This is a genomic window from Streptomyces sp. NPDC001480 (assembly GCF_042894725.1).
Taxonomy (GTDB): domain Bacteria; phylum Actinomycetota; class Actinomycetes; order Streptomycetales; family Streptomycetaceae; genus Streptomyces.
Genome location: NZ_JBIAVX010000004.1, coordinates 413,658 through 440,608 on the forward strand (window position 1 = coordinate 413,658; position 26,951 = coordinate 440,608).

Here is a 26,951-nt window from a genome sequence, read left to right on the forward strand (position 1 = left end):
CTTCGCCAACGGTCACTCGACCGGCTGATACATCCATACGGCATGCGCCCGCAGCGCCGAAAGCCCTTGATACGTCATCCACATGGGCCGGCGCAGCTCGGTGCCGTCACCCCGGTCCCAGCTCCAGATGCCGCCCGACTGCCCGGCCCACACGGCGGCGACCGCGCCGTCCAGCCGCTCCCGCCACTGCGCCTGGAGCCCGTCCGCGCGGGCCACCTCGCGGGCGCCCGGGGTGAGCAGGGCACGCACCATCCAGGACGCGGTGAAGTGCCGTACGTTCAGCACCTCCTGGCGGGTGGGGTCGTCGGTGCGCGTCCGGCGGACCTCCTCGCGCAGGTTCTCCACGTCCAGGCAGGCGTGGTGCGGCGCGTCCGGGCAGGCCAGCAGCCAGCGCACCCCGTCCTGACGGGCCGCCCGCGCCCCGGCCGTCTCGCCGAGCACCCGGGCCGCCCGGTCCAGGGCGACCACCGCCTGCGCGGTGTGCAGCGGTGACGGCGGGCCGTAGGGCGGGTGGAGCCGGTAGCCCCAGCAGCGCAGGTGCTCGCGGCGCTCGTCGTCGATCGCGCCGTCCACCAGCGCCTCCCGCAGCGGCGGCAGCAGCGCCGAGCGGGGCGCCGCGCGCAGCAGTCCGCGCAGTACGGTCGTCAGGACGTGCGTGGACTCCCGCCCGGCCGGGTCGAGTTCCCGGGTGAACGCGGCGCCGCACCGGGTCACCTCCGCGGCGAGCCGCTCCCCGGAGGAGCCCGCCCGGGCCAGCGCGCCCAGCACCAGCGCCGTCACCTCCGGACGCGCCTGGGAGCCCTGCGAGCGCGCCGACCAGCCACCGCCGGGCAGCCGGAGGCGCCACAGCGTGTCCACCAGGTCGCCGGTGCTCAGCCGCCCGTCCGGCACGCCCAGGTCGAGCATGATGTGCAGGCCGTAGGCGGTACCGACGGGTGTGGGCGGCCACGGGGTGGTCTCGCCCAGCGAGTGCGTCCAGCCGGTCAGCCGCCCCCGGGCCGGGTCGTCGACCACCCTCACTTGATCGGCCAGCGCCTCGTAGGCGGCGGCGAACACCCCGGGCAGCGGGCCCGACGCGGCGGTCGCCGCCCGCACGGTCACCGGGGCGGCCAGTCCCGGCCGGGTGGAGCGCGCCTTCAGCAGGGCCGCCGCCAGCCAGGCCGCGAGCCCCGTACCGACCCCGCTCACCCCGGAGACCAGCCACTTGGCGAGCTCACCGCCGAGGGAGTCGGGCAGCACCCCGAACAGGAACTGGAACACCCCGTATCCGGCGGCCGCACAGCCCAGACTGCCCAGCCAGCCGACGAAACGCGCCGGGGGCGTGCCGGTGCCGTCCGGGGGCACGGGGGCGGCGCCGGGGGGTGTCAAGGGCCCGTGTCCGAGCTGCTGTCGGGACAAGGCGCGCTCCCTCCCCCAGGGCGGCACGTGGCACCCGCGAAGCTTCCATTCTAAGTGGTCAACGGTGCCCCTGGGGCGTCCACCTGAATCAGTGTTTCCGCGAGGCGGTCGGCGAACGCCACGGGATGTTCGAGCGCGCCGAGGTGCCCGCCGGGGAACTCGGTGAAGGCACCGCCGGTGCGCTCGGCCACCGACACGGCCGTGTCGTACAGGACTTGACCCCGGGAATCGGTCCCGGCGGCCAGCGTGAGGCGGCCGGGGGAGGCGGTGAAGGCCGGCGCGTACGAGGTGAACGGCTCCAGGACATGGGCGAGGAAGACCGCCATGGGCCCCTCGGCCGAGGTCTGCCCGGCCCGCAACCCCTCGATCAGCCGGGCGCGTTGCCCCGCGCCGTCCGGCAGCAGCGTCACGCACGGCGGCTCGTGCGCCACCACGTGCCGCAGCCGCCCGGGATGCCGGGCGAGCAGGTCGAGGACCGCGATCCCGCCGGAGCTGGTCCCGAGGACGTACGCGGACTCGTCCGCCGCGAGCACCTCCTCCAGCACCGCGTGCGCCCCCTCGCTCCAGTCCGCCGGCCGCTGGTCGGCGACCGGCGAGCCGAGCCGTCCGTGAGCGAGGCCGAGCGGGTCGTACGTGACCACCGTGAACCGCTCGGCCAGCCGTTCGGTGACCGGGCCGAGCCCCATCGGATGCCCGGCCCCGCCGGGGACGACGAGCAGGACGGGCCCGCTGCCGGTGACGTCGTAGTGCGGTTCGGTCATGGCTGTTCCTCTACCGTGGCCAGTGCGCGAGGGCGACGTGCAGGGCGTCGACCGCCCTGTCCCAGGAGGCCTGTACGTCACGGGAGGCGCCGAAGCCGCCGGTGGACTCCAGGGCGCAGTAGCCGTGGAAGGTGCTGCGCAGCAGGCGTACGGCGTCGGTGAGGTCGGGCTCCTCGAGGCCGTAGGCGCGCAGCATGCCGTAGGTGACCTCGGCGGTGCGGCGCATGGCGGGGGAGTCGGCGACGAGGTCCTGGTCGACGCGGATCTGGGTGGCAGCGTACCGGCCGGGCCGCTCCAGGGCGTACTCCCGGTACGCCCCCGCGAAGGCGGCCAGCGCCTCCTTCCCGGCCCGGCCGGCCACGGCCGCCGCGATCCGTTCGACCAGTTCGGCGCCCGCGTACAGCGCGAGCCGGGTGCGCAGGTCCTGAAGGTTCCTGACGTGCGAGTACAGGCTCGCGTCCTTCACGCCGAAGCGGCGGGCCAGCGCCGACAGGGTGACGTTCTCGAACCCCGCCTCGTCGGCGAGCTCGGCCGCGGCCGCCACCAGGCGGTCGGCGGTGAGTCCGACGCGAGCCATACGACACCTCCTAGGTCTCCTAGGAGCAATCCTAGGGCACCTAGGCCAGGCGGGTTCAGCCGATCGGCGCGTACAGGACGCCCAGCTTGTCGATCTCGTCGCCGGAGCGGCCGGTGAAGCCGACGATCTGCCAGCCGGACGGGGCCGTGAAGGTGGTGGCGTCGGTGGTCGCCGTGCCGCAGGAGAGGCCGCGGCCCTTGTCCGTCGTGAACGCGGCCGAGAAGATCCGGGTACGGCCGTCCTTCTGGCCCTCGGTCAGCTTCACGGAGGTGAGGTGCTCGCCGGAGGCGAGGGTCAGGGAGGCCGCCGTGCCGCCCGTACCGCCGTGGGACAGGACCGTACCGCCGTTGTGGGTCAGGGACACCGCGTCCAGACGGGCGCCGCCGCGCAGGGTCAGGGTGCGGGGGGAGACGGCGGACGGCAGGTCGTCGGCGTCGTTGAAGGCCGTGCCGTGCGGACCGCCGAAGAAGTCGCTCGCCCGCAGCCTGGAGTTGAGGGTGTAGGAGAAGTCGACGGTGTGCGGGAAGTGGTCGGAGAGGTTGCCGCCGGAGGAGTCCAGGAAGGACGCCCACTCGTCGTTGTAGCGGGTCGCGGTCAGGGACACCAGCGGGCTGCTCCGGTAGAGGACCTTGTCGACCACCTCGCAGTCGTTCGTCGGGGCCGACGTCGGGCACAGCAGCGGGTCCGCGCCCTGCGCCGGGGCCGTACCGCCCTTGGTCAGCTTCACCCAGGCGTCCGTGAGCCCGTTGTCGTTCACGAGCGTGCGGATGTTGTCGCCGGTGCGCGTGTAGCGGGTGTTGGTGTCACCCATGACGATGACGGCGTTGCCCGCGGAGTTGGCCTGGATGAAGGCGGAGAGCTGCGCGATGTTGGCGCGGCGGGCGGCGAGCGCGTCGTCGGTGTCGTCCGCGTTGGGATGGGCGTTGTAGAGGTCGACGTAGACACCCTCGGCCAGCCGTACCCGGGCGAGTGTGAAGCCCTTCGGCGTCAGGCAGTTGGTGCCCGTGCAGTTGTTCCACTTGACGCGCTCGAAGTCGTCGAAGGGGTAGCGTGACAGGGTGTTGAGACCGTCACCGAAGGCCGCGCCGCCGCTGGTCGCGGTGCGGTAGGGGTGGTCGTCGCCCGCGTACAGGGCCGCGTGGTAGTTGAAGTCCTCCTGGACGTTCACGATGTCGTAGGGCGCCAACCGGGGGGAGATCAGGGGTGTGTTGGTCGCCGGGTGGCTCGAGCTGAGGCCTTCGGGGAGGCCGGCCACGTTGTACGTCAGCACGTTGAAGGTGCCGGAGGTGGCGCTCTCCGCCTGCGCGGTGCCGGCGGAGGCGGAGAGCCCGGCGAGCGCGAGCGCGCCCGCCGCGAGGGTGCCGAGGAGTTGTCTCATGGGTCGCATGAGGCCCATGTTCATGTCAACGACCGTGTTTTAGAAGGGTGGTTGAGAAAACTGTTCAAGTTTTGTGCGTGACCTCCCGTTGCCGACGTCTGCGTCACGCCGGGTCCGGCCGGCAGCACGTCCGCAGGGCGGTCAGGGCCGACCAGGCGGCTCCGCGCTCCTCAGGATCGAACACCTGGGGCGCGGGGGCGTCGCCGGGGGCGTACACGACGTAGCGGAGGGGGAGGTACGACAGCTTCCCCCACCACTCCATCCGGTGGCCCCGGGCCAGCACCCGGCCGCAGCGGGCGCAGCGGATCCACGGCACCAGGAACAGGTCCGCAGCCGGAGGGCCGGGCAGGACGGACGAGGCGGGGAGCGGGTCGCCGGCGTCGTCCGGGAGCACCCGCAGCCGGGCGGCGTCCGGCACCGGTCCGCACCGGGCGATGTCCGGTCCGAGCTGGTCCCACACGCCCCACTGCTCGGCCATCACCGCCAGCTCGGCCCGCGCCGACTCGCTCACGGACAGGCCCTGCTCGTGGATCCTCTCGACCAGCACCGTGAGGCCGCCCTCCTGCTCGCCGATGTCCCAGCAGCCCTGCACCTCGTCTACATCCACAGGATCGGGCAGGAGAGCGGCCAGCCGGCTCCACAGGGCGGCTTCGTCGGCGTACGGAGGCGGCAAGGGTGTCCCGGTCATGCCAGGACTGTCGCACACCCCGCCGACAGTGCCGCCCCCGCGGCAGCCTTCACCCGTTCACCCCCGTGTAGTGGTCGAGGCTCCACCGCCACAGCAGCCGGGACAGCAGGTACGCGACGGCACCGAGCAGCGGTGACGCGGCGGCCAGCCAGTACGGGGCCCCGGCTTGGTGGCCGTGGCCCGTGAGCACCGCGGCCGGGAAGTAGGCGACGAACGCGAGTGGCAGGCCGTAGGTCAGGAAACCGCCCACCATCTTCGGCAGGACGTTAAGCGGGTAGCTGCCGAAGGTGCCGAGCAGTTCCTCCAGCCAGCGGCCCCAGTAGCCGGCCGCCGGGAAGCGCAGCGAGGCCGCGGCGACCACCGTGAACAGGGCCGCCTCCAGGAGCATTCCGCCGAGGACGGCCGCGATCAGGTAACTGGTCCGGCCGGCCGTCCAGTCCAGGTGGCTGCGGCCCAGGGCGCCCCCCATCAGGCCCGCGGCCACTGTCAGGTCACCGATGGCGTTGGTGGGGAAGAACTGGAGCTGGATCTGGCGGTGCACCGGCATGGGCCGCAGCAGGTACCCGTCGATCTTCCCCTCCTGGATGTGCCGGCCCAGGCCGTGCATCCGGCCCAGGAACAGCACGAACAGCCCGTGCGCCAGCATGCGGGTGGCCGGGATGAGGAGGACGTCGGAGCTGTCCCAGCCGCCCATGCCGGTGAACCGGGTCAGCAGCACCGTCGCGAAGACGATCACCGACACCTGCCAGACCGCCCCGATCGCGATCATCATCAGGAACTCGGTGCGGTACTCCAGCTGGGCGCGGAAGTTGAGACGCGTGACGCGCCAGGCGATCCGGACGGCGTTCACGGGCATCAGCCTCCCTGCGAGACGACACGGCGGCCGGCCCGCCGCCACAGGAACCGGGTCAGGAACCGCAGGGCCACCACCCAGCCCGCCTGGACAGCGAGTTGCACACCCGCGTCCGCCAGCGGGATGCGGCCCACGTACAGCGACAGCGGCACGCTCAGCGTGGCCTGGAAGGGCAGGAAGCCGCTCAGCACCACGAACCAGTGCGGGAAGAACCACAGCGGCGCGTACACCCCGGACAGCAGGTTCTGCGCGAAGATCAGGATGAGGATGGCGGCGTCGTTGCGCAGCGTCCAGAAGCACAACTGGTCGATGAGCAGCATGACGTAGTGCAGCACCCACTGCCCGAGCAGCAGGCTGAGCGCGAACACGGCGGCCACCGCGGCCGACCCGGGCGGCGCCACCACACCGGCCGCCAGGCAGATCACGTATCCGGCGAACGCCCAGGCGAATCCGTACAGTTGCTCGCCCAGGGCGCGCAGCGCGTAGTAGCGGTGGGGCGGCAGCGGACGCAGGTACCAGTACACGATCGTGCCGTAGTGCAGGTGCTGCACGACCGTGTCCCGGGCCGCGTACTGGTCCAGTTCCCGCAGCCGGGAGGCGAGTACGGCCAGGACGGCGTAGGTCACCGCCTGGTTTCGGGTGAGTCCGGCCGTCGTACCGGTGTGTGCGTACAGGCCGCGCCACAGGGACGCCACCAGCACCACCTGGACGGTCAGCCGCAGCAGGGCGGCCGTGACGCGGGGCGGGGTGTACAGCTCGCCGAGCGGGGTGACGCGGGCGGCGCGCCAGGCGACGGGGAAGGCCATGTCAGACCGCCTCGGCGTGCACGTAGGCGGCCCGCATCACGTCCTCCAGATCGGCCTCGTCGAGGGCGATGTCCGTCACCTCGTACCGCTCGACGACCAGCTTCAGCGCCTGGTGCACCGTCGGCGCGGCGGAGCTCTCGGGGTCCTCCGGGCCGAACACCACCTGCGGGCCCTCGCGCCGCACCACCGTGATGCCCGGCAGCGGCACGATCCCCGCGTGCGGATCGGCGAGCGTCACCCGCACCTGCCACGTCGAGCCGAACCTCCGGCGGATCTCGTCCAGCGTGCCGTCCAGCACCAGCCGCCCGTGGTTGACCAGCACCACCCGCTCCGCGAGCCGCTCCACCTCGGTCATGTCGTGCGTGGTCAGCAGCACGGTACGGCCGCGCTCGGCGACCTGGTACCTCAGGAACTCGCGGACCTGCTCCTTGACCACGACGTCCATGCCGATCGTCGGCTCGTCGAGGAAGACGACCGGCGGATCGTGCAGCAGCGCCGCCGCCAGGTCGCAGCGCACCCGCTGCCCCAGGGAGAGGTGGCGCACCCGGGTGTCCCAGAAGGAGGACAGGTCCAGCAGCTCGTCGAACTCCTTCAGCCTCACGGCGTGTTCGGCTTTCGGCACCTCGTAGATGTCCCGCAGGATCGCGAACGACTCCCGCACCGGCAGGTCCCACCACAGCTGGGTACGCTGCCCGAACACCGCCCCGATGTTGCGGGCGTTGCGCTCGCGTTCCTCGTACGGCACCACGCCCGCGACGCGCGCCTCGCCGGCGGTCGGGGTGAGGATGCCGGTCAGCATCTTGATGGTGGTGGACTTTCCCGCGCCGTTCGGGCCGAGCAGGGCGAGGAGTTCACCGGGGGCCACGTCGAAGGAGATGTCGGAGACGGCGTGCTTGGCGACCCGCTCGGGGTTGACCAGGGACCTGAGGGCCCCCGCGAAACCGGGGCGGCGGACGGTGGTGTGGAAGGTGCGGGAGAGACCGCGGACCTCGATGTTACCGGTCACACTCATGGCCAGACGTGTCTCCTTCGGCGGGCGGGAGGGGTGGGACGGGACGGTGGGGTGACGCAAGGGGCGACGGAGGACGGGATGGAACAAGCCCACACCCGCGTACGTCACCTGCGCCACTGGTTTTACGGGCGCGTGGTCGTACGCGGGCGTGGGGTCGTGCGCCAGGACTCCGCGGGCTCGTCAGGACCCTGCAGGTCCACCTGCCTGCGAGAAGACGAACGAGAACTCGGTGGGTTCTGCGAGCAGGTAGTACTGCCGCAGCGGGCCAGGGCCGCAGGACGCGGTGCCGATGCCGTGCTGGCCGTGGTCGAGGTGGACCCACACCGTCTCGCCGGGGACGAGATCGCTGCGGTGGGCGGCGGCGTCCAGTTGCTCGGTGGTCCAGCGACGGGCACTGAACCAGAACTCCGGGTCGCCCTCGACGCGCAGCCCGCCGAGTTCCGCCCAGCGTACGTCGGCGCGGGCGCCGTTCTCCTGCGGACGGACATACGGTGTCTGCATACCGTCGACCGTCGACTGCCAGCGGCCGACCATCGACGCCGCCCGGGTGTCCGGATACGCCTCGCCGGGACCGCCGCCGAACCAGGTCACCGAGTCGGTGTCCGCGCCGGACAGGCCGAAGCGGATGCCGAGCCGGGGCAGCGGCAACGCCGTCCAGTCGCCTTCCGGCGTCACGGACACGGTCAGCCGCAGACGCTCTCCGTCCGAGGTCCACCGGTACACCGTCGACAGCCCCACCTCCCAGGCCGCCGGCGCCACCCGGGTCCGCACGGTGAGCGCGTCCGCACCGGCCTCCACCCCGTCGAGACGGTGCCGCATGCGGTGCAGGCCGAACTTGCGCCACACCTCGCTGTAGCGGATGTCGGTCTGCCAGGCCGCGCCGTCGTCGTTGTCGGTGGTCGCCCGCCACACGTCGAGGCGCAGCCCGGTGACCTCCACCCCGCCCACCGACCGCAGCGCTCCGGTGCGGGCGTCGAAGGAGGCCGGGCCCAGGGTGATCAGCCGGTCGTCGGACACCGGTCCGGCGGTCGGGGCGACGGACGGCGCCCGCCTCGCCGAGACGGGGGACTGTCCCCACCCGACGACATGGCCCTTGGGCCCCCACGCCGTGTCGGCGGCGAGCAACGCCCGTACCGTCCACTGCGTCTCACCGCTCCCGGCCGCGGGCGGCTCGGGCAGCTTCACGTCGGCCGACTCGCCCGGCGCGAGCACCGGCACGGACAGCGGGCCCGACTCGACCGTCTCGCCGTCCACCTGGTACGACCATTCGAAGGCCAGCGCCGACAGATCGGCGAAGTCGTACCTGTTGGTGATCCGTACGGTTCCGTCGGCGAGGTCGCCCTCGATCCGGACCGGCTCGATCACCTTCTTGTACTCGACCAGACCGGGGGAGGGCCGCCGGTCGGGGAAGAGCAGTCCGTCGCAGACGAAGTTGCCGTCGTGCAGCTCCTCCCCGAAGTCACCGCCGTACGCGAAGCCGTACCGCTCGTCCTTGACGCCGTGGTCGATCCATTCCCAGATGAAGCCGCCCTGGAGCCGGTCGTAGGACTCGAAGATCTGCTGGTAGTCGGCGATGCCGCCGGGGCCGTTGCCCATGGCGTGGCCGTACTCGCAGAGGATGAAGGGGAGTTCACGGCGCTTGTGCGTGCCACCGTCCAGACGCTGACCGATCTGTTCGACCTCGGCGTGGCCCGCGTACATCCGCGAGTACATGTCCGTGTCACGGCAGTCGACGTCACCCTCGTAGTGCACGAGGCGTGAGGCGTCCCGGCCGTGGATCCACTCGGCCATGGCGGTCAGGCCGCGGCCGGTGCCGGCCTCGTTGCCGAGGGACCAGATGACGACGGACGGATGGTTCTTGTCGCGCTCCACCATGCGGGCGGCGCGGTCCAGCAGTGCCGGGGTCCAGCGGTCGTCGTCGACGGGGTTGTCCCGCCAGTCCTGCTCGGTGAAGCCGTGGGTCTCCAGGTCGCACTCGTCGATCACCCAGAGCCCGTACTCGTCGCACAGGTCGAGGAAGGCCGGGTGCGGCGGGTAGTGGGAGGTGCGGACGGCGTTGATGTTGTGCCGCTTCATCAGCAGCACGTCCTCGCGCATGCTCTCCAGGTCGAGGGCGCGGCCCTTCTCCGGGTGCCACTCGTGCCGGTTGACGCCCTTGAAAAGGACGGCCTTCCCGTTGACCTTGATCAGGCCGTCGGCCAGTTCGACCGTGCGGAAGCCGATGCGCAGCGGCACGCGCTCGCCCTCGGTGGCGAGCACGCCGTCGTACAGCTTCGGGGTCTCCGCCGACCACGGCTCGACCGGCACCGTCACCGACTCACCGGTCGCGACGTCGATGCCGAGGTCCGGCACGGTGACCCGGCCGTCCACGTCGGAGTCGACGCGCAGGGTGCCGAGCCCGCCGGCGTGGTCGTAGGAGGCGTGGACGAAGTGGTCCAGGACGGCGCCGGCCGGCCGGTGCAGCAGGGTGACGTCACGGAAGATGCCGGGCAGCCACCACTGGTCCTGGTCCTCCAGGTACGAGCCCGCCGACCACTGGTGGACACGGACGGCCAGTACGTTGCCGGCGGTCTTCAGCAGATGGCCGACCGCGAACTCGTGCGGCAGCCGGGATCCCTTGAACTCGCCGATGTCGGTGCCGTTCAGCCAGACCCGGGCGCAGGACTCCACGCCGTCGAAGCGGAGTACGGCGCCGCCGTCATCCAGGTCCCAGTCCTCGGGCAGGTCGAAGACGCGCAGGTGGTCACCGGTGGGGTTCTCGGTCGGGACCCGGGGCGGGTCGACCGGGAACGGGTAGAGGTGGTTGGTGTAGGCGGGGGAGCCGAAACGGCCGCCGCCCTGGAGCACCCAGTGGCCCGGGACCGACACCTCCGCCCAGCCGTCGGCGTCGTACCCCGGCTCGGCGAAGGCGTCGTCCTCGGCGCCCGCCGTCGCCGACAGACGGAACCGCCAACTGCCGTTCAGGGACAGGGTTCTCGCGTCCGAGGTGGCGTACCGGGCACGGGGCGGCAGCGCCCCGTTGCCGGGTGAGACGTCCTCGACGTAGTCGACGGCTGTGGTGCGGAAAGACATCGGTCTCCTAGCTCATCCCTTGATACCGGTCTGCGCGATCCCCTGCACCAGCCAGCGCTGGAGGAAGAGGAACACGAACAGCAGGGGCAGGATGGAAATGGCGGTGGCCATGAAGATCGTGTGGAAGACGACGGTCTGGTTGGTCATGTAGTTCGACAGCGCGACCTGGACGGTCCACGCGTCCGGGCTCTGACCGATGACCAGCGGCCACAGGAAGGAGTTCCAGCCGCTGATGAAGGTGATGGTGGCGATCGCCGCGAAGAAGTTCAGCGAGTTCGGCACCACGACACGCCAGTACGCACCCCAGTAGCCGAGCCCGTCCACACGCGCCGCCTCCTCCAGTTCCTTGGGGAACCCCAGGAAGTACTGCCGGAACAGGAAGCAGGTGAAACCACTGAACAGCCCTGGAATGATCAGACCCCGGTAACTGTCCACCCAGCCGAGCGACGACACCAGCACGAAGCTGGGCACGAAGGTCACGGCGGTCGGGACCATCAGGGTGCCGAGGACCGCGTAGAACACCTTGTTGGCGTGCTTGTAGGGGATGCGGGCCAGGGCGTAGCCGGCGAGGGAGCAGATCAGCAGGACGCCGCTGGTGTGCAGGACTGCGACGACCGCGGAGTTCAGCAGCGACCGGCCGAAGGGCACCATGGGGTCGTTGAACAGCTCGCTGAAGTTTCCCCACTGAAGGTGCGTGGGGAAGATCTCCCAGTGCTCCCCGGTGATCTCGGGGTCCGTGGTGAGAGCGTTACGGACCATGATGTAGAACGGGATCAGGAACAGGAAGGCGGCGACACTGACGGCGATGTAGAGGCCGGTGTTGCCCATGACGCCGCCCCCGCGCCTGGTGCGGCGGGGCCTGCCCGACGGCGGCGCGGTCTTGCTCGTCTCTGGTGCGGTGGTGGTCACTTGGACTCCTCCCCCCTTCCGAAGCCCATGATCTTGCCCTGGAACAGGGTGACCACGCAGATCAGCACGGTCAGGATGACGGCGCCGGCGCTGCCGGCCCCGTAGTCCTGGTTCTCGCCCAGGGCGCGGTAGTACAGCTCCACGAGCGGCGGACGGCCCCAGGTCGTCTTCGACAGCAGGTTGAAGAACTCGTCGAAGGCCTGGTAGGCGGCGACGAGCAGCAGCAGGATCACCGCGGTCGAGGTGGCGCGCAACTGGGGCAGCGTGATGTGCCGGAAGGTCTGCCAGCCCGGCTTGGCGCCGTCGATGGCGGCGGCCTCGTACAGCTCCTGCGGGATGTTCTGGAGCGCGGCCAGGAAGAGGATCATGTAGAAGCCGGACTGGAGCCACAGGCGGGCGGTGACGATGACCAGCCAGTACCAGGGCGGGTCGGGGGTGATCAACCAGGCGATGTTGTCGATCCCGAACCAGCCGAGGACCGTGTTCGCGAGGCCGAAGCGGACTCCGTTGAAGATGGACATCTTCCAGATCAGCGACGCGGCGACATAGCTGCACGCGGTGGGCAGGAAGAAGACCGAGCGGAAGAACGCCCGCATGAACCGGAGCCGGTTCACCAGCAGGGCCAGGCCCAGCGACAGCGCCCAGGTGGTGGGCACGATGAACGCGGCGAAGACGGTGAAGGTCCCCAGGGAGCCGACGAAGTCGTCGTTCGTCAGCATGAAGTGGTAGTTGTCGAAGCCGATGAACTTGCTCGGCGTGACGGTGAAGCGGGCGTCGAAGAAGCTGAGGTAGACGCTCCAGCCGATCGGGACATAGACGAAGATCGCCAGCCCGATGAGGAACGGTGCGGAGAAGAGCCAGAAGTTGAAGGTGCTGCTGGCCCGCAGACCCCGCCGCGGCTTGGCCTTGGAAGGCTTCGCCGGGGCGGGGCTCGCGAGGTCGCGCGTCGTGGTCGTCGACATGGTGCCGTTTCCGTCCGCGGTCTATCCGAAGAGCTTCTTCAGCTCGCGGCCCACCGCCTTGTCGGCCTTGTCGAGGGCCGCCTCCGGGTCACCGCCCTTGCGGACGGAGTCGGCGAAGACGTCCTCCAGTGCCGTGATCATGGCCTGGGTCCAGCCGATGTTGTCGAAGTGGCCGAACTCGTTGAAGAGCTTGACGCCCTCGGCCGCGTTGCCCGACTTGAGCTTGGTGGCGGTGGCGGCGATGGACTTGCGCGGCGGGATGTGGAAGCCGTACGAGGTGGCCCAGTCCTCCTGGTACTTCTTCTGGTCGATCCACAGCCACTTCACGTACTCCTTGGCCGCGTCGACGTTCTTGCCCTTGGCGTTGACGAACATCGACCAGCCGCCGTTGTAGACGGACTGCTTGCCGTTGTCCGTGACCTTCGGGAAGGGGAAGATCCCCCAGTCGTCGCCGAGCGCCTGCTGGAACTGCGGCATCGCCCACATTCCGCAGAACTGGATGGCGCACAGGCCCTGGTTGAGCGCGGACGGGTCCCAGTAGTCGGTCGGGGCGCCGAGCAGGAGGTGGCCGCTGGTGAACAGCTTGCGCATCTTCTTGATGCCCTCGACGACGCCGTCCGTGTGGTAGGCGATCTGGTTCTTGTCGTCGAGGGTGTCGGCGCCCGCCGACCAGATCATCGGGTTGATGACCGCGTGCAGGTCGTTGCCGATGTACAGGCCCTTGACCTTGCCGGTGGTGAGCTTGGCGGCGGCCTCCATCAGCTCGTCGAACGTGGTCGGGACCTTGACGTTCGCCTTTTCCAGCATCGACTTGCGGTAGAAGAAGAACTGGGGGTCGTCGATCATCCGGACGCCGTAGATCTTGCCGTCGACCGTGTGCGACTTGATGTCGGCCGCGTTGAAGTCGTCCTTGACCGGGTCGATGATGTCGCTCAGGTCCGCCACCTGGCCGCTCTTGACCATCTGGATCTGCGGGTGGAACTCGAACAGGTCGGGCGCGTTCTTGGTGAGCAGCGTCGCGAAGAGCTTGTTCTCGAAGTCGGCGCTGGTGATCCACTGCGTGGTCACGTTCGCGTCCTTGTAGGCCGCCGCGTACCGCTTGAGGGCCTGCTGGGTGCCCGCCTCGCCGTAGGCGTGGAAGTACTGGGTGAGCTGCTTGCCCGAACCGCTGCCGCCGCTCCGGCCGTTGTTGCTGCCGCACGCGGCCAGCGTGCCGGCGGCGGCCAGGCCCGCGGCGGCCCGGAATATGGATCGGCGGTCCCAGTTACTGCTGCTCATTGCCGACATGCTGACGTCCTTGTCTTGTCGAGTGGTGCTGTGGCTCTTCGCTTCGGTGCCGGAGCGGCTCGATGGCTCGAAATGCTGCTGCGGTGCGGGACGTTAACCTTCGGCTAAGGCTTCGGCAAGGGGTTGGACGAAGTCTGTTCGAAGCGTTGTGTCCGGTTCGGAATCACGAACAGGGGCACGGCGCAGGAGGAGTGAGGGCCGCCGGGTCAGGGGGCCGGCCGACGGCCCTCGGTCAGGGGAGGGGAGGGTGACTAGGCCTTGTTCCAGACCTCGTTGGAGCCACCGGTGCAGCTGTAGAGGATCACCTTGCCGCCGTCGGCGGTCGCCTGCCCGCTGACGTCCAGGCACTTGCCCGACGCCTCGCTCAGGATCTGGCCGTTGGCGTTCAGCAGCCAGCGCTGGCTCGCGTCACCGGTGTACCCGGGGGACGTCGTCAGGCCCGAAGCACCGGCGGTGAGGTACCCGTTCGCGCCCTTCAGGGCGCCCTTGGCGTCGTACGACCACGACTGCCCGGCCTCACCCGTGCAGGTGCCGATCGCGGCTCCGGAGGCGTCCGCCGTCAGGCACTTGCCGGACTGCTTGCCCTGCCAGGCGCCGGTCACTGCCGAACCGCCGTGGCCCTTCTGGTCGAAGACGTACGTCGTGACGGAGCGCGCGGCGAGCGTCGTGGACACCGTGCCGTCGCTGACGGACGGCTTGGCGACGTCCGCCCAGTTCTCGGTGGCGGAGGTGCGGACCGCCTCCCTGGCCCGCTTGGGTGCCTCGCTGTTGAAGTGCAGGTTCAGGGCGGTGTCCGTGGTGTTGTGGTTGTTGACCACGACCACCCACTTGCCGTCCCGGTCGTACGACGACACCTCCACGCCGGCCGGCGCCCCGGTCACGTCGTGCGCGACCGAGCCCGGTTTCACGAACTTGCTGTACTGGCCGAGCGCGTAGTACCGCTTGGTGAAGTACAGCGTCTGGTTGCCGTTCGTCGCGTAGTCGGGGTCGTAGTAGATCAGGCCGTCGTTCCAGCCCTCGTCGTTCTTCGCCGACGGGTCGCTGCCGTACCCGCTCGCGAGCGCCACCCACCACTGGAACGCCGAGTCGTGGGAGCTCGCGAAGTCCTTGTAGATGATCCTCGACATCAGCAGGGCGTTGTCGATGGTCGGGTCGTACTCCTGGTTCCAGCCCGTGCTGCCCTTGCCGAAGCAGCAGATCTCGGTCGCCCAGGACTTCTTGCCGACCGTCTTCGCCGTCTCGTAGACGTTGCCGAGCTGGCCGTCGTTCGGGTTGTTGTACGTGTGGTGGGCCAGCGCCGACACGTACTGTGCGGTGCCCGGCTGCGAGATCCACTGCGGGACCTCGGACACGAACTGGGTGGTCTGGCTGGACTCGTCCGCGATGACGGAGGTCTTCTGGTGCCGGGCCCGCTGTTCGGCTCCCAACGCCCTTACGATGTCGTCGCGTTGGTCGGGCGTGACCTTCATGCCCTCCTGGCCGCACGAACCGAAGTCGTTGTCCGGCTCGTTGAAGGGGCTGATGTAGTCCAGCCGGGCGCCGGTGCGGGCGAAGTGGTCGGTGACGTCGGCCACGTACTTGGCGAAGTCGGACTGGTTCTCCGCCTTCAACTGGCCGCCGCAGCTCTGCCCGTTCGTCGTCCACCGGGCGGGTGCGCTGTTGACGAAGCCGATCAGGTCCTCGACGCCGTACTTCGCGGCGTACTGGAGGAACGTGCGACCGCCCTTGTCCTTGCTCCAGTCGTAGCCGCCGTCGGGGTCGAGGAAGTCCTCGGGGGCCCGGGCCGCAGTGGTGACGGCGACTCCGCCGCCGCCGATGTTGTAGCGGTAGGAGCTCAGGTCCAGGCCCTTGGCGGAGAACAGGAGTTTGGCGACCCGGGCCTGGACCTTGGGTGAGAAGTGCTGGAGGTCGTTGACCCACCAGGCGCCCGAGGCGCCGATGTCGTCGATGGCCTGGGCGGCGTGCGGGGAGACTTCGGCCGCCGTGGGGGTGGCGGCCGAGGCGGCGGGGGCGGATATCAGGGGGCCGGTGACAGCGAACGCGGCTGCGGCCGTCAGGGCCAGGGATCTTCTGGTGCGGATTCCGGTGGTGCGGGGGTGAGGCACGTGCATCCCTTCCGTCGTCATGAAGGCGGTGCGGTACGGCTCCTTGCGGTGGTGGTGCGTTTCGCGGTCCTCTGTCCCACCGACTGAAGGGCACCCTCCAGCGCGAACGTCGCCGCGCCCAGGCAGGCCGGGTCGGTGGGAATGGGGGAGAGGACGATCTCGGTGGCGGCGAACGGCCGCCTCAGCGCGTGCCGTCCGACGGCCTCGCGCACTTCGTGCAGCAGCGGTTCGCCGAGCCTGCGGGCGACCCAGCTGCTGAGCACGACCACTTCGGGGTTGAGGACGTTGACCAGGTTGGCGATGCCCGCGCCGATGTAACGGGCCGTCTCCCGGACGACCTTGAGGGCCACGGGATCGTTCGCGTCCACGCCGCGGGCCAGCGCGTCGATGGTGGCGGTCTGGTCCTCGGGGTGCAGCAGCGGGCTCTGCGGGCTCAGCTCCCGCAGGTTCAGCATGATGCCGGGCGCGCCGACGTAGGCCTCCACACAGCCGTGGTTGCCGCAGCGGCACAGCCGCCCGTCCAGGACGAGCGTGGTGTGGCCCCACTCGCCGGCGCTGTTGCTCACCCCCCGGTACAGCCCGCCGTGGAGGGCGAGCCCCGCGCCGACGCCGGTCCCGAGGTTGACCACCACCGCGTCCCCGCGCCCGCGTGCCGCCCCGAACCACATCTCGGCGACCGCGCCGGCGCGCAGCGGATTGTCCAGGTAGAGGGGGTAGGCGATGACCTCGGACAGCAGGTCCAGCAGGGGTACGTCGTGCCAGTCCCAGTTGGGCGCGTACTCCGAGACACCGGTGTCCCGGTCCACCTGCCCCGGCACGCTCACCCCGACGCCCAGCACCCGCGCGCCCTCGATACCGGCCTGCGCGACCACCGAGCCGACGGCGGCGGCGACATGGCTGACCACCTGCTCCGGCAGGCTCTCACCGGGACGCATCTCCTCGTCGGCGCGGGCGAGCACGTTCAGGGCGAGGTCGAAGAGCTCCACGTGGACATACGTCTCGGCGATGTCGACGCCGATCAGCGCGCCCCCCGAGGCGTTGACGGCCACGAGCCCCCGGGGGCGGCCGCCCGCAGAGTCCTCGAAGCCGACCTCGGTGATCATCCGCAGGTCCAGCAGCTCGCCGACGAGCGTGGCGACCGTGGCCAGACTCAGCCCGGTGGCGGCCGCCAGCTCCTGCCGGGAGGTGGGCGACTCGGCGATGATCTGGCGCAGCACCTCGTAGCGGTTCGCGGTGCGGATGTCCCGTGATGTGCGCTTCACGAAGGCTGCCCCTCCCATCGCTGCCAGGCCGTGCCGGGCGTGACGGGCACCGGCGCGGCGCAAGGCTATGGCGTGCCGAGGACTTTCGACAAGGGGTTAGGAAAGGGGCTTTATAAAGTCCGCCGCTCTTCAGGTGCCGAGGACATCCTGCACGAAGGCGTTGGAGAACTTGCCGGTGGGGTCCAATGAGCGGGCCAGCGCCAGGAAGTCGGCGAGGCGTGCATACCGTCGACGAACATCGTATGCGGACATGGCATACACCTTCCCCCAGTGCGGCCGCGGACCGAACGCCTCCAGCACCTCCTCCACCCGCCGCACCACCGGCAGCACCGCCGCCGCGTCCTCGACCCAGGTGAAGTGGACGGCCACCGAGTCCCGCCCGTGGGCCGGGCTCAGCCACTGCCGGTCGGCGGCGACCGTCCGCACCTCGCACGTCTGGAGCACGGGGGCGACTGTCTGCCGGATCCCGTCGATCGCATGCAGCACATCGAGGGCGGACGACCGCGGCAGCAGGTACTCCGACTGCAACTCCGCACCGCTGCTCGGCGTGAACTCCGCCCGGAAGTGCGGCAACCGCTCGTGCCACGGCCCCGGCACCCCGAACTGCTCGGTGCAGTTCTCCGCCGGCATGCCCGGCACCGGATGCAGAGCCACGGTCGCCGGCGCGGCCCACGGGAAGTCCACCGGCGCCTGGTCGGTGCGCCGCTTCACCCACACCTGCCGGAAACCGGCCGCCCGGGCGTCGGTGAACAGGCTCACGCTGTACGCGGCCCCCGCCACCGCCTCGAAGTCCAGGCCGTCCAGTGGCAGTTCGGTGAACAGGTGCTGTTCCACCTCGTAGCGGGGCTCCAGGTCCAGGGTCAGCGCGGTGACCACACCCAGCGCTCCCAGGGAGGTCACCGCACCGTCGAAGCCCTCCTCCCCGCGCGCGATCGTCACCGTCGAGCCGTCCGCGAGGACCAGCTCCACCGCACGCACCGCGGCGGCCAGCGGCCCGTTGCCGACCCCCGAGCCGTGTGTGCCGGTCGCCACCGAACCGGCCACCGAGATGTGCGGCAGCGACGCCATGTTGGGCAGTGCGAGGCCGTGCGCGTGTACGGCGCGGGCCAGTTCCGCGTACCGGACGCCGCCCGAGACCCGTACCGTACGGGCCGCGGTGTCCACGTCGAGCACCGGCGGGAGACCGGCGATGGACAGCAGGACACCGTCGGCGCCCGGGTCGGCGATCGCGTTGAAGGAGTGCCCGCTGCCCAGCACCCGCACCTTCGTGCTCCCGGCCACCAGGGCCCGGAGCGCGTCCGACGACTGCGGACGGTGGAACTCCTTGGCCGTGTAGATGATGTTGCGCGCCCAGTTGGTGACCACCTGAGTCATCCCTGCCCCTCCCGGTGACTGCCTGTCCATGACTGCGTGTCCATTGACCCTCTCATTCGCCGCCGCCTACCGTAGAGACCGGTTGCTATCCATGCGTCACCGAGCCGGAAGGTCACTTCCTTGCCCGAGCGTCCCCAGGCACTGTTCGCCATGACGGACCAGAACGTGCCGCTCATCTTCCCGCCGGAGGTGCTCGCCCGGCTGCGCGAGTACGTAGAAATCGATCCCACTCTGGTGGCACGGGATTTCACCGACCCACGCATCCGGGAGACGCTCGCCCACACCGAGGTCCTGATCACCGGCTGGGGCTGCCCCCGCCTGGACGCGGCCTCCCTGGACGCGGCCCCCAGACTGCGCGCGGTGCTGCACGCGGCCGGCTCGGTCAAGGGCTTCACCACCGAGGAGGTCTGGCGGCGCGGCATCGCGGTCTCCTCGGCCGCCGCGGCCAACGCGCTGCCCGTGGCCGAGTACACCCTCGCCATGATCCTGCTCGCCGGGAAGGACGTCTTCGGCTACCGCGACCAGCTGCGCACCCGCCGCGAATTCCCCTACGGCGACATCCTGCCCGGGATCGGCAACTACGGCCGCCGCGTGGGCGTCGTCGGCGCCTCCCGCATCGGCCGCCGGCTGATCGAGCTGCTGCGCCCCTACGACCTCAGGGTGAGCCTCGCCGACCCCTACGTCGACGAGGCGGAGGCCGCCCGGCTCGGCGTCCCCCTCGTCACGCTCGACGAACTGCTGCGCGCCTCGGACATCGTCACGGTGCACGCCCCCGAGACCCCGGAGACCCGGCACCTCGTCGGCGCCCGCGAACTCGCCCTGATGCCGAGCGGCTCGGTCCTGATCAACACCGCGCGCGGCTCGCTCGTCGACCACGACGCCCTGGTCGCCGAACTGCGCGCCGGACGCCTGAGCGCCGTCCTCGACGTCACCGACCCCGAGCCGCTGCCCGCCGACTCGCCGCTCTTCGACCTGCCCAACGCCTTCGTCACCCCCCACCTCGCCGGCTCCCAGGGCAACGAGGTGGCCCGCCTCGGACAGACGGTCGCGGACGAGGCCGAACGGCTCGTGAACGGGAGCCGGCTGGAGTACGCGATCGACCACACCGTGCTGGAGCGGGCGGCGTGACCACGGCCAGGCGGACGCAGACGGCGGGCGGTGACGCCTCGACCGTACGGGACGTCGCCGCGCGCGCCGGCGTCTCCGCCTCGACCGTCTCCCGCGTCCTCGGCGGCACCTACCCGGTGGCCGAGTCCACCCGGGCCCGGGTCCTCAAGGCCATGCGCGAACTGGACTACGTGGTCAACGCGCACGCCCGGGCCCTCGGCGGCGCCACCAACAAGACGGTCGCGTTCGTGGTCGACGACGTCACCGGACCCTTCTACGCCCACATCGCGCGCGGGGTGGAGGAGCAGGCCTCCGCGGAGGGCCGGCTGTGCATGCTGTGCACGACGCACGGCGACCCGCGCCGGATCCTCGCCGTCGTCGAGACCATGCGCGAGCAGCGCGCGGACGCGGTGATCGTGGTCGGCGGGGCCTGGGAGGACAAGGCCTACCAGGACCGCATGACCCACTTCGCGCACGCCCTCGACCGGGCCGGCTCCCGGCTGGTCCTGGTCGGCCGCCCGCCCCTGGGACCGGGCGTGCCCGCCACGGTCGTCGACTACGACAACGAGGGCGGCGCCTTCGCCCTGACCACCCATCTGCTGTCCGCCGGCCACCGGCGCATCGCCTACCTGGGCCGGGTCCCCGGCCTGTCCACCAGCGGCCGGCGCGTCCGCGGCTTCACCCGGGCCCATGAACTCCTCGGGCTGACCCCGGATCCCGCCCTGATCCTCGACGGCGCCTTCTCCCGCTCCTACGGCTACCGGGCCACCCGCGAACTCCTCGACGGAGGAGGAGAGTTCACCGCGGTCTTCGCCGCCACCGACATGATCGCCACCGGGGTCGTCCAGGCCCTGCGCGAGGCGGGCCGGCGCATCCCCGACGATGTCGCGGTCGCCGGGTACGACGACATCCCGGTCGCCCGCGACGTGTATCCCGCGCTCACCACCGTGCACGTCCCCCAGGAGGAGCTGGGCCGCGCCGCCGTACGCCTGGCCCTGCACCGCGACGAGCTGCCCGACGGCCAGCATCTGGTGCTGGGCACCCATGTGGTGCTGCGGGAGTCGACGCGGCGGGCGGGTGACTGACCCGTCGCTCCGCGGCGGCCGACTCGCCCGTGGGGGGACCCGGCCGGGCAGTCGTACAGGCGGGGGCATACCGTGAGGAGTCGAACGCCTGAGCCGGGAGGAGACACGGGATGGGCAGCCGTACCGCACTGGTCGAGGATCTGATGGAGAGGTTCCCGCACGTACCACGGGAAGCCGTCTTCAAGGAGGACCTGCTCCGGGGCGGGGTCGCCTTCGACGCGTCCGCGCTGTCCGACAACGAGGGCGGCGAGGTGAAGCCGAAGTCGTACTTCATCTTCTCCTTCGACCACGGCACCCTGCCCGAGCTCGGCGAGGCCGCGCTGCGCCGGCCCCCCGAGGAGATCATCCTCACCGGCGGCCCGTACGACCTGCGGCGCACCGTCGTCTCGGTGCGGGTCAACCCGGCCTCGCCCTACCGGGTCGCCGCCGACGGCGAGGGGCTGCTCGGGTTGTACCTCGACGGGAAGCGGATCGCGGACGTCGGCGTGCCCCCGATGCCCGAGTACTACCGGCACACCCTGTCCAACGGGAAGTCGGTGATGGAGGTCGCCCCGACCATCCAGTGGGGCTACCTGATCTACCTGACCGTCTTCCGGGTCTGCCAGTACTTCGGCGCCAAGGAGGAGTGCCAGTACTGCGACATCAACCACAACTGGCGCCAGCACAAGGCGGCCGGGCGCCCCTACACCGGTGTCAAGGACGTGGAGGAGGTCCTGGAGGCGCTGGAGATCATCGACCGGTACGACACCCAGAAGGCGTCCACCGCCTACACCCTCACCGGTGGCGCCATCACCAAGACGGTCGCCGGGCGCGACGAGGCCGACTTCTACGGCCACTACGCCAAGGCCATCGAGGAGCGCTTCCCGGGCCGCTGGATCGGCAAGGTCGTCGCCCAGGCGCTGCCGCGCGACGACGTGCAGCGGTTCAAGGACTACGGCGTGCAGATCTACCACCCCAACTACGAGGTGTGGGACCGCCGCCTGTTCGAGCTGTACTGCCCGGGAAAGGAGCGCTACGTCGGCCGGGACGAGTGGCACAAGCGGATCCTCGACTCGGCGGAGATCTTCGGCGCCCGCAACGTCATCCCCAACTTCGTCGCGGGTGTGGAGATGGCCGAGCCGTTCGGCTTCACCACCGTCGACGAGGCCATCGCCTCCACCACCGAGGGCCTGCGCTTCTTCATGTCGCACGGCATCACGCCCCGCTTCACCACCTGGTGCCCCGAGCCCACCACGCCGCTCGGCAAGGCCAACCCGCAGGGCGCGCCGCTGGAGTACCACATCCGGCTGCTCCAGGCCTACCGCCAGACCATGGACGACTTCGGTCTCTCCTCGCCCCCCGGCTACGGCCCGCCCGGACCCGGCCGCGCCGTGTTCTCCGTCAGCTCCTTCATGGACAGCCTTCCGGCGCGGGACCCGGAGGAGGAACCGGCGCAGGTGTGATCCTCCCGCGACGGACGGTGAACGCGAACGGGGTCCCGTCCGTACAAGAGGCCGGAGATGTGGGGCACGGTGGGCAGGCATGTGCCCACCCCGGTCGTCATGTCCGTATCATCTGGGCTGGCGCGTGGGGCAGGAGCACGGTCCTGGGGCTGCCGGCAACTGGATTTGAATATGCCGCTTGTCAGTTGTGTCGGAGACGTGAAAGGCTCTGGCCCTGCCGCGAGGTTCCCCCCAACTCCCTTACCAATATGGTGAGTTGACCTCGCTCGTGGATGCAGGAGACCCATGCCCGACCTGCCGAAGCCCCAGGACGCCGCCGAGGCCGCGCTGTTCTCCGAGTACTGGGACGCGGTGCTCTCCTATGCCGATCTGTGCACCTCCGGCGCCACCTCGGCCAACCAGCTGGCCACGGAGGCCTTCGAGCTCGGCCTGCGGGAGGCCCGAGCCGCCGACGCCGCCCCCGGGCGTGGCGCCGGCCGCCGGCCGGCCCGGCTGCCCATGACCCCCCTGCTGCTCACCGCCGTACGCAGCACGGCGGCGGCCTGGGAGGCCGACGGCCTCGGCCACAAGCTCGACCCCGACCTCAGGCTGTGGCTCAACTCCGACAAGGCCGCCCGCTACACCGGACCGCCCCTGCTGCGCCCGGTCGCCCTGCGCGGCCTGCGGGACATGCAGGACGCGGACGCGTCGCTGCTGTGGCTGGCCGAGGTGGAGGCGCTGCCGCTGCCCGCCGTCGCCCGCCGCCTGGGCCTCGACCCGGCCGACGCGGCCCGCGAACTGGACCAGGTGCGCGGCCTGTTCCGGGACCGCTGCCACCGCGCCCACGTCGACTCGCCGATGGACGCGCAGTGCCGCAGCTACGCGCGTCTCCTCGACGCGGTCACCCGCTCGTCCGCCGCCGACACCCCCGAGGACCTCTCGCGGCACCTCGCCACCTGCGTGCAGTGCGCGGAGGCCGCCGCCTGCCTGCGACTGCACGGCGGTGGCATACCCGCGGCCCTGGCCGGCGGCGTGATCGGCTGGGGCGGCCTCGCCTACCTCGAGCGTCGCCGCCGGGCGGTGGAGGTGCGTCAGGGCAAGGCGCGCCCCCAGCAGGACCCGGAGACCGGGGAGCCCAAGGACGCCGCGCACCGCCACCGGGTCGTGCGCAACGGGCTGCTGGGCACCGCCGTACTGCTGTCGCTGCTGGCGCTCGGGGTGTCGATGATGCCGTACGGCTCCGGCGACGAGACCGTGGCCGCCCGCGACGGCCGCCAGCCGGTCGCCGACCCCAGCCCCTCCCTGCCGACCGCGGCCCCGCTGCCCTCCGCCTCGGCGTCCCGCTCCACCGGCCCGTCCTCGCGCGGTCCGGTGAGCAAGTCCGACCCCGCCGATCCCGTCGGCTCCGACTCCGACCCGGAACCGCAGGGCACCTCCTCCTCCACCGCCCACGAGACCGCCGGCGGCAGCGCCACCGCCGGCGACGGCACCGGCACCTCGGCCGTCTGCCGGGTCGAGTACAACCTCGTCAACCAGTGGCCCGACGGCTTCCAGGCCACCGTCACCGTCACCACCGACGAGCCCCTGTCCGGCTGGCGCGTCGCCTGGTCCTTCCGGGACGGCCAGTCGGTCGGCCAGATGTGGGACGCGAGCGTCACCCAGGACGGCTCCCGCGTCACCGCCGTCGCGGCCGACTACAACAAGTCCGTCGCCGCCGGCGGCAGTCTCTCCTTCGGCTTCCTCGCCTCCCGGCACGGCGACAACTCGGAGCCTTACGGTTTCACGCTCAACGGCGAGCGCTGCGCGAAGTAGTACGGCCGGTGGGCCCCCGACGAGCGAGGGGGCCCACCGGCCCTTCGCGGGCGGCCCCGTCAGCAGCCCGACTTGTAGAGGTACTTGCTGACCGACGGCTGGTTCATGTTGGCCTTCGTGATGGCGACCATGCCGGTGCCCACCGACTTCTCGACGGACTTGCCCTCGAACGCGGCGGCGAGCTGGTCGACGGCCTGCCTGCCGATACCCGCCGGATCCTGGGCGACCAGGACCTGGAGGGTGCCCGCCTTGAGCGCGGCGATCTCGTCGGGCTCGGCGTCGAAGGCGGCGACCTTCACCTTGCCCTGCTTGCCCGCCTGCTTGAGGCCGGTGGCGATGCCCTGGCCGGTGTTGGTGTTGCCCGCGAAGGCGCCGCCCAGATCGGGGTGGGCCGCCAGCGTCGACTGGATCTGGGAGGCCGCGGTGGCCGGCAGGTCGTTGTCGTAGAGGGTGGGCAGCACCTTGATGTCCGGGTACTTGGCCATCTCCTCGGTGAAGCCCTTGATCCGGGCGTCGGTGGTGGAGACGCCGGGCTTGACGCTGATCACGATCACCGAGCCCTTCTCGTTCATCAGCTTGGCGAGCGCGTCGGCGGCGACCCGGCCGCCCTTCTCGTTGTCGGACGAGACGCGGGTGATGCCGACCGACGAGTCGCTGACCGTGGTGTCCACGAGCGCGACCTTCGTCCCGGACGACTGGATCTGCTTGAGCGAGGGGGTGAGCGCGCTGGTGTCGACCGGCGAGATCAGCAGCCCGTCGGGGCGGGCCGCCGCGACGGAGTCGAGGAGGGGCCGCTGGACCGACACGTCCCACTGCGCGGATCCGTCGGCGGTGAAGTCCATGCCCTTGGCCTTGGCCTCGGCCTTGGCGGCGCAGGTCATGGTGATGTAGAAGGGGTCGCTCTTCACCCCGGTGATCAGCCGGACCTTCTTGTGGGCGGCACCGCCCGACCCGGAACCGCCGCTGTCCGACGAACCGCACGCGGCCGCGCCGGTCAGGGCGAGCACGACGCCCGCGGCCACCAGCGGCCTGCGGTTGCCGCGCATGCTCGACATACTCGACTTGGACATGACGGTGCTCTCCTTGGGTCTGGACGCTCTCGGGGTCATGAGCGCTCCCGGGTCTTCCTGCGCATCTGGTCGATGTAGACGGCCGCCACCAGCACGACGCCCACCGCCACGTCCTGCCAGTACTGCTGGACGCCGATGACGATCAGCCCGGTGGTGAGCACGGCGGGGATGAACACGCCGATCACGGTGCCCAGCACCGATCCGCGCCCGCCGAACAGGCTGGTACCGCCGAGGACCACCGCGGTGATCACCTTGAGGTTGTCGGTGGAGTGCCCGGCGATGGACGTCGTGCCGTACGAGGCCAGCCACATCACCGCGCCCAGTCCGGCCAGCAGCCCCATCAGCCCGTACACCTTGATCAGGTGCCGCCCCACCGAGACGCCCGCGCGCCGTACGGCGGCCGGGTTGGAGCCGATCGCCAGGGTGTGCTCGCCGAACCTCGTACCGGCCAGCACCGCGCCGAACACGGCGGTGACCACGGCGGCCAGGACCACCATCCACGGGATGCCGAGCACCTTGCCGAAGCCGAGGCTGTTCTGGAGGTGGGTGGCGGCCGCCCCGGCCGGATCCTGGCCGCCCGTGGCGAGTTCGGCCAGACCGAGCGCCGCACCGAGCCCGCCGAGCGTCACGATCAGCGGGGGCACCTTCCCGGTCGCCACCACCGCTCCCTGGAGGGCGCCCCACGCGGTGCCGACGGCGAGGGCGATCAGTACGCACACCGCGACCGTGCCCCAGCCCGCTTCGGCCCCGCCGTGGTGGATGTTGTACTCGCCCGCGGCCACCGCGGCCAGGACGAGGACCGAGCCGATGGACAGGTCGATGCCCGCCGTGATGATCACGTACGTCATGCCGACGCCGAGCACCAGGTAGATGGAGGCGTTCACGGCGATCTGCGTGAGGTCGTACGTGGTGAAGAACTTGCCGGGCGCGGCGATGGTGAAGAACGCGACCAGCGCCGCGAGGATCACGAACGTCCACACCTCGCTGATGCCGGCCGCCCGCCGCAGCCACCCGGGGACCGCCACCCCCGTGCGAGGGGGAACGGGCGGGTCCTGCGCCGGAGCGGGCGGCCGGGTCTTGTGGCTGTCGGCGGTCATCTCCCGTCCTCCGCTTCCTTCGCCGCGGCCGGGCCGAGGGCCTTCTCCTGCCGCGCGGGTTCGTCCAGCGATCCGGTCATGGCCCCGACGAGTTCCTCGATCGTGGTGCCGGCCGCGGTGAACGAGGCGACCCGCCGGCCCAGCCGCAGCACCTCGACCCGGTCCGCCACCGACAGCACCTCGGGCATGTTGTGGCTGATCAGCACCGTGCAGATGCCCCGGTCGGCAACCCTGCGCACGGTCTCCAGAACGCGGGCGCGCTGCACGACGCCCAGCGCGGCGGTCGGCTCGTCCATGAAGATGACCTTGTTGGCGAACGCGACCGCGCGCGCCACGGCCACCGACTGCCGCTGGCCGCCCGACAACGTTGTCACCGGAGCGGTCACGTCCTTCAGTTCCACACCGAGCTCGGCGAACGCCCTGACCGCCTCCCGCCGCATGGCGGGCCGGTCCAGTACACCCAGGCGGCCCAGGACGCCACCGCGCACCAGTTCCCGGCCGAGGTACAGATTGGCGGCCGCGTCGAGGTCGGGCGCCAGCGAAAGATCCTGGTAGACGGTTTCCAGGCCGTGGCGCTGCGCGTCCATCGGCCCGGTGAACCGGACCGGCACCCCCTCCAGGCGGACCTCGCCGCCGTCCGGGGCGACGACACCCGACAGTACGTTCACCAAAGTCGACTTGCCGGCACCGTTGTCACCGATCAGGGCGACGACCTCGCCGGGGTATGCAGTGAAGTCCGCGCCCTGGAGCGCCTGGACGTGGCCGAATCGCTTGAAGATGCCGGATGCCGTGAGAAGTGGTTCCCTTGCAGAGGCCATGTGTGCCTTCTGGTTGGTCGTTGACGGTCCTGCGATTCTGGGCAGCCTGTGGTTGGGCGTCAAGGGTCGTGTGCGAACGGGTGAGTCCGGTGTGGCG

Annotated in this window: 22 protein-coding genes; 4 read left to right on the forward strand and 18 right to left on the reverse strand. The window is 70.9% G+C overall.

Annotated features, from left to right (window positions below; all coding sequences use genetic code 11):
• Positions 1-12 precede the first annotated feature (12 nt).
• The 15 genes from ACFY01_RS12175 to ACFY01_RS12245 form a co-directional block, all read right to left on the reverse strand.
• The gene (locus ACFY01_RS12175; RefSeq protein ID WP_390735603.1) at positions 13-1,398 is read right to left on the reverse strand and encodes a hypothetical protein; all 1,386 of its coding nucleotides are present in this window, start codon (positions 1,396-1,398) and stop codon (positions 13-15) included.
• Between the two features lie 50 nt (positions 1,399-1,448).
• Positions 1,449-2,159, reverse strand: coding sequence for an alpha/beta fold hydrolase (locus tag ACFY01_RS12180; protein ID WP_390735604.1), 711 nt, complete (start codon positions 2,157-2,159; stop codon positions 1,449-1,451).
• 10 nt (positions 2,160-2,169) lie between these two features.
• Positions 2,170-2,736 (reverse strand): TetR/AcrR family transcriptional regulator, encoded by a 567-nt coding sequence (locus ACFY01_RS12185; protein ID WP_390735605.1) that lies wholly within the window; start codon positions 2,734-2,736, stop codon positions 2,170-2,172.
• A 55-nt stretch (positions 2,737-2,791) separates the two neighbouring features.
• On the reverse strand, positions 2,792-4,114 hold the full coding sequence (locus ACFY01_RS12190) for a jacalin-like lectin (RefSeq protein WP_390735754.1): 1,323 nt from the start codon (positions 4,112-4,114) through the stop codon (positions 2,792-2,794).
• Positions 4,115-4,217: 103 nt separating this feature from the next.
• A complete protein-coding gene (locus tag ACFY01_RS12195) occupies positions 4,218-4,802 on the reverse strand; it encodes a hypothetical protein (protein ID WP_390735606.1) in 585 nt (194 codons plus the stop codon).
• Between the two features lie 49 nt (positions 4,803-4,851).
• A complete protein-coding gene (locus tag ACFY01_RS12200) occupies positions 4,852-5,658 on the reverse strand; it encodes an ABC transporter permease (protein ID WP_390735607.1) in 807 nt (268 codons plus the stop codon).
• The gene (locus tag ACFY01_RS12205) at positions 5,658-6,461 is read right to left on the reverse strand and encodes an ABC transporter permease (protein WP_390735608.1); all 804 of its coding nucleotides are present in this window, start codon (positions 6,459-6,461) and stop codon (positions 5,658-5,660) included. Before ACFY01_RS12205 ends, ACFY01_RS12200 begins: the two co-directional genes overlap by 1 nt.
• 1 nt (position 6,462) lies before the next feature.
• Entirely contained in the window at positions 6,463-7,467 is a 1,005-nt protein-coding gene (locus tag ACFY01_RS12210) for an ATP-binding cassette domain-containing protein (RefSeq protein ID WP_390735755.1), read from the reverse strand.
• A gap of 186 nt (positions 7,468-7,653) precedes the next feature.
• Positions 7,654-10,545, reverse strand: coding sequence for a glycoside hydrolase family 2 TIM barrel-domain containing protein (locus ACFY01_RS12215; RefSeq protein WP_390735609.1), 2,892 nt, complete (start codon positions 10,543-10,545; stop codon positions 7,654-7,656).
• Between the two features lie 12 nt (positions 10,546-10,557).
• Complete coding sequence (locus ACFY01_RS12220) at positions 10,558-11,454, reverse strand: carbohydrate ABC transporter permease (protein ID WP_390735610.1); 897 nt, start codon at positions 11,452-11,454, stop codon at positions 10,558-10,560.
• Positions 11,451-12,416, reverse strand: coding sequence for a carbohydrate ABC transporter permease (locus ACFY01_RS12225; protein ID WP_390735611.1), 966 nt, complete (start codon positions 12,414-12,416; stop codon positions 11,451-11,453). Before ACFY01_RS12225 ends, ACFY01_RS12220 begins: the two co-directional genes overlap by 4 nt.
• Before the next feature lie 21 nt (positions 12,417-12,437).
• On the reverse strand, positions 12,438-13,703 hold the full coding sequence (locus ACFY01_RS12230; protein WP_390735612.1) for an ABC transporter substrate-binding protein: 1,266 nt from the start codon (positions 13,701-13,703) through the stop codon (positions 12,438-12,440).
• Between the two features lie 251 nt (positions 13,704-13,954).
• Positions 13,955-15,814, reverse strand: a complete 1,860-nt coding sequence (locus ACFY01_RS12235) for a glycoside hydrolase (protein ID WP_390735613.1) — start codon at positions 15,812-15,814, stop codon at positions 13,955-13,957.
• Between the two features lie 11 nt (positions 15,815-15,825).
• On the reverse strand, positions 15,826-17,070 hold the full coding sequence (locus tag ACFY01_RS12240; protein WP_390735614.1) for an ROK family transcriptional regulator: 1,245 nt from the start codon (positions 17,068-17,070) through the stop codon (positions 15,826-15,828).
• Positions 17,071-17,199: 129 nt separating this feature from the next.
• On the reverse strand, positions 17,200-18,444 hold the full coding sequence (locus tag ACFY01_RS12245) for an FAD-binding protein (protein ID WP_390735615.1): 1,245 nt from the start codon (positions 18,442-18,444) through the stop codon (positions 17,200-17,202).
• A 120-nt stretch (positions 18,445-18,564) separates the two neighbouring features.
• On the opposite strand from ACFY01_RS12245, the gene ACFY01_RS12250 reads away from it, so the two are divergent.
• The 4 genes from ACFY01_RS12250 (at position 18,565) to ACFY01_RS12265 (ending at position 23,869) form a co-directional block, all read left to right on the forward strand.
• Complete coding sequence (locus tag ACFY01_RS12250; protein ID WP_390735616.1) at positions 18,565-19,572, forward strand: hydroxyacid dehydrogenase; 1,008 nt, start codon at positions 18,565-18,567, stop codon at positions 19,570-19,572.
• Entirely contained in the window at positions 19,569-20,636 is a 1,068-nt protein-coding gene (locus ACFY01_RS12255) for a LacI family DNA-binding transcriptional regulator (protein WP_390735617.1), read from the forward strand. The genes ACFY01_RS12250 and ACFY01_RS12255 overlap by 4 nt, the downstream gene beginning before the upstream one ends.
• Before the next feature lie 110 nt (positions 20,637-20,746).
• On the forward strand, positions 20,747-22,078 hold the full coding sequence (locus ACFY01_RS12260; protein WP_390735618.1) for a radical SAM protein: 1,332 nt from the start codon (positions 20,747-20,749) through the stop codon (positions 22,076-22,078).
• A gap of 285 nt (positions 22,079-22,363) precedes the next feature.
• The gene (locus ACFY01_RS12265; RefSeq protein ID WP_390735619.1) at positions 22,364-23,869 is read left to right on the forward strand and encodes a cellulose-binding domain-containing protein; all 1,506 of its coding nucleotides are present in this window, start codon (positions 22,364-22,366) and stop codon (positions 23,867-23,869) included.
• Between the two features lie 59 nt (positions 23,870-23,928).
• Here the strand turns inward: ACFY01_RS12265 and ACFY01_RS12270 are convergent, their stop codons facing one another.
• From ACFY01_RS12270 to ACFY01_RS12280, 3 genes are read right to left on the reverse strand one after another with little or no spacing between them, the layout of a single operon-like run.
• Positions 23,929-24,939 carry an ABC transporter substrate-binding protein gene (locus ACFY01_RS12270; RefSeq protein WP_390735620.1) on the reverse strand — a complete coding sequence of 337 codons (1,011 nt, stop codon included), beginning with the start codon at positions 24,937-24,939 and terminating at the stop codon, positions 23,929-23,931.
• A gap of 35 nt (positions 24,940-24,974) precedes the next feature.
• Positions 24,975-26,036 (reverse strand): ABC transporter permease, encoded by a 1,062-nt coding sequence (locus tag ACFY01_RS12275; protein ID WP_390735621.1) that lies wholly within the window; start codon positions 26,034-26,036, stop codon positions 24,975-24,977.
• Positions 26,033-26,854: an ATP-binding cassette domain-containing protein gene (locus tag ACFY01_RS12280; protein WP_390735622.1), complete on the reverse strand. Its 822-nt coding sequence runs from the start codon at positions 26,852-26,854 to the stop codon at positions 26,033-26,035. Before ACFY01_RS12280 ends, ACFY01_RS12275 begins: the two co-directional genes overlap by 4 nt.
• Positions 26,855-26,951: the final 97 nt, after the last annotated feature.

Bases quoted from the DNA above. Each gene is read 5' to 3' on its own strand.
- ACFY01_RS12265 (WP_390735619.1), top strand. From the start codon at position 22,364: ATGCCCGACCTGCCGAAGCCCCAGGACGCCGCCGAGGCCGCGCTGTTC.
- ACFY01_RS12205 (WP_390735608.1), bottom strand. From the start codon at position 6,461: ATGGCCTTCCCCGTCGCCTGGCGCGCCGCCCGCGTCACCCCGCTCGGC.
- ACFY01_RS12200 (WP_390735607.1), bottom strand. From the start codon at position 5,658: ATGCCCGTGAACGCCGTCCGGATCGCCTGGCGCGTCACGCGTCTCAAC.
- ACFY01_RS12195 (WP_390735606.1), bottom strand. From the start codon at position 4,802: ATGACCGGGACACCCTTGCCGCCTCCGTACGCCGACGAAGCCGCCCTG.
- ACFY01_RS12270 (WP_390735620.1), bottom strand. From the start codon at position 24,939: ATGTCCAAGTCGAGTATGTCGAGCATGCGCGGCAACCGCAGGCCGCTG.
- ACFY01_RS12275 (WP_390735621.1), bottom strand. From the start codon at position 26,036: ATGACCGCCGACAGCCACAAGACCCGGCCGCCCGCTCCGGCGCAGGAC.
- ACFY01_RS12225 (WP_390735611.1), bottom strand. From the start codon at position 12,416: ATGTCGACGACCACGACGCGCGACCTCGCGAGCCCCGCCCCGGCGAAG.
- ACFY01_RS12230 (WP_390735612.1), bottom strand. From the start codon at position 13,703: ATGTCGGCAATGAGCAGCAGTAACTGGGACCGCCGATCCATATTCCGG.
- ACFY01_RS12190 (WP_390735754.1), bottom strand. From the start codon at position 4,114: ATGAGACAACTCCTCGGCACCCTCGCGGCGGGCGCGCTCGCGCTCGCC.
- ACFY01_RS12215 (WP_390735609.1), bottom strand. From the start codon at position 10,545: ATGTCTTTCCGCACCACAGCCGTCGACTACGTCGAGGACGTCTCACCC.
- ACFY01_RS12185 (WP_390735605.1), bottom strand. From the start codon at position 2,736: ATGGCTCGCGTCGGACTCACCGCCGACCGCCTGGTGGCGGCCGCGGCC.
- ACFY01_RS12235 (WP_390735613.1), bottom strand. From the start codon at position 15,814: ATGCACGTGCCTCACCCCCGCACCACCGGAATCCGCACCAGAAGATCC.
- ACFY01_RS12280 (WP_390735622.1), bottom strand. From the start codon at position 26,854: ATGGCCTCTGCAAGGGAACCACTTCTCACGGCATCCGGCATCTTCAAG.
- ACFY01_RS12245 (WP_390735615.1), bottom strand. From the start codon at position 18,444: ATGACTCAGGTGGTCACCAACTGGGCGCGCAACATCATCTACACGGCC.
- ACFY01_RS12180 (WP_390735604.1), bottom strand. From the start codon at position 2,159: ATGACCGAACCGCACTACGACGTCACCGGCAGCGGGCCCGTCCTGCTC.
- ACFY01_RS12260 (WP_390735618.1), top strand. From the start codon at position 20,747: ATGGGCAGCCGTACCGCACTGGTCGAGGATCTGATGGAGAGGTTCCCG.